This is a genomic window from Arsenophonus sp. ENCA (assembly GCF_002287155.1).
Lineage (GTDB): Bacteria > Pseudomonadota > Gammaproteobacteria > Enterobacterales > Enterobacteriaceae > Arsenophonus > Arsenophonus nilaparvatae.
This window is the reverse complement of the sequence record NZ_NHNG01000634.1, coordinates 1-1,996: the sequence shown is the minus strand read 5'-3', so window position 1 is coordinate 1,996 and position 1,996 is coordinate 1. Positions and strand designations below refer to the sequence as shown.

Sequence of the window (1,996 nt, the reverse complement as noted above, 5' to 3'; positions counted from 1 at the left end):
AAGAAAGCACAGGATGATGAAGCCAGTGGTGAGATTGAAACAGCACATCCGGGTTACCTGGGGTCGCAGGACACTTTTTATGTTGGTCATTTAAAAGGTGTTGGTCGTATCTACCAACAAACTTATATTGATACTTACTGCAAAGTCGTTCATTGTAAACTTTACACAACGAAAAGTTCGATAACTGCTGCGGATTTATTAAATGACAAGGTTCTGCCTTTTTATGCCCAACATGGATTACCGATATTACGTATACTGACGGACAGAGGTAGTGAATATTGTGGTAAAGTTGAGCATCACGATTATCAACTTTATCTGGCTATCAACGATATTGATCACACAAAAACTAAGGCACGCTCGCCTCAAACTAATGGAATTTGTGAACGTTTTCATAAAACCGTATTACAAGAGTTCTACCAGGTAGTTTTTCGTAAGAAAATCTACGGTAATTTAGAGGAATTACAAACTGATTTAGATAAATGGTTAGAGGAATACAATAACCAGCGTACTCATCAAGGAAAAATGTGTTGCGGTCGAACACCCATAGCAACTTTACACGATGGAAAACAAATTTGGAGAGAAAAAGATTTAAATCAAATTTAGCCTGACAGATACTGTATAAATAACCGGTAACTGTCAGATCAAGTCTGAGCTACTACAACTAATTTGGGTACGCTAAGCGTTGAAATAGATCTTCGATAAGCTGTTTTTCTTCGGCTTGCATATTACGCTTCCTCTTGGTTGAAGATGAATTATTTTATTGAATTTATTATGATTACTCAATGTGATTTTCTATTATTCGGAACCAGCAACCATCATTTTAATCTCCATACTCTTTTTCTTTGATTTTTTGTTTTTGTTCTTCTTCATGATGATATGAGATATTGATTTCCTCATTTTCCTTTTCCCGTGTCGGAGATTCTTCTGTGAGTTGAATATCGGGTATTTTCTCATCATCATGCAGTAGTGCCGATTCTAGTGTTATGTCTTGCTTCTCATTAATTTTTTCTATTTCTTTATCTTGCGGTAAACTTTCAGGGATTTCATTTATAGGGATATTGGTATTATCGAGTTCAATCACAATCGAATGGTCTTTGGTATCTTTTTTTAAGGCTTCGTCAAATTGTGACAACGAATAAAGATTGATGCTGTTTTCATCATTACCCTTATTTAGTACGATATATAAGCCATCGGATGCGCCTTTGTAAGTGGCTTCTTCGATGTCTGTTTTTCCTGTATAAACGCCAACCTGAATGTGAAGATTTCCTCGTTGAATGCCGTGTTCGTTACTGACAGGTAATAATAATTCTGGTCGGTCATGGTGTGAGAATCTGGCGATTTCAACCAGGGTTTGGTCGATTTTTTGCGCTAATTTGGTGTTGCCTACTTCTTTGCTGTTATCCCAAATTCTGATTTCATTTCTAGCCAGTTGGTCTTCCTGTTTATTCAAAATGTCATGCGCGGTTACTCTGTCACCGGAATTTTTTGTGAGGGCTTCCATCCACGCCACGAGTTTCGCACAGGCATATAAAATTCTAAAAATGGCTTAAAAGCAATGATTAATCTGCAAGTTACTAAAAAACATAAATTTTCTTAAATTACAATAAGTTGTATTTGATTTATAAGGTTTTGACTATTTATATATCATGCTGAATTAAACTTAAAAATAGAGCGTTTTTTTATTGGTGCGAAACTCGTGTCCTATAGCCGTTTGCCTTCAGCCAAGCTTCCCGCTCCGCAGAGGGATAGCCTCGGTCGGCGTAGATATTGCGATTGGTGTTGGCCTTGTCAATGACCCTTTCGAAATGCTGACTGTCGTGGGTGCTGGCCGTATCGGTGACGATTTTTCTGATGAATTTGTACTTCTTATCCATGTTTACCGAAAGCTTATAGCCATAATGACTCTTACCGTGTTTTTTAGTCCACGTGGCGTCTAAATCTTTTTGTCGCCGCTTGGTTGGTTTCCAATGAGCAGGCATCGCTTCCTGCTTGAGTT

2 protein-coding genes and 1 pseudogene are annotated in these 1,996 nt (G+C 37.8%); 1 reads left to right on the top strand and 2 read right to left on the bottom strand.

Annotated features, from left to right (window positions below; translation table 11 throughout):
- A partial coding sequence (locus CBG25_RS16425) for an integrase core domain-containing protein (protein ID WP_290603686.1) occupies positions 1–603 on the top strand: 603 nt, incomplete at its 5' end.
- A gap of 217 nt (positions 604–820) precedes the next feature.
- Here CBG25_RS16425 and CBG25_RS16420 read toward each other — a convergent pair.
- Together CBG25_RS16420 and CBG25_RS16415 are read right to left on the bottom strand one after the other, a co-directional pair.
- Complete coding sequence (locus CBG25_RS16420) at positions 821–1,501, bottom strand: conjugative transfer relaxase/helicase TraI domain-containing protein (RefSeq protein ID WP_366212798.1); 681 nt, start codon at positions 1,499–1,501, stop codon at positions 821–823.
- Between the two features lie 190 nt (positions 1,502–1,691).
- A pseudogene (locus tag CBG25_RS16415) lies at positions 1,692–1,996 on the bottom strand (transposase); the annotation flags it as partial.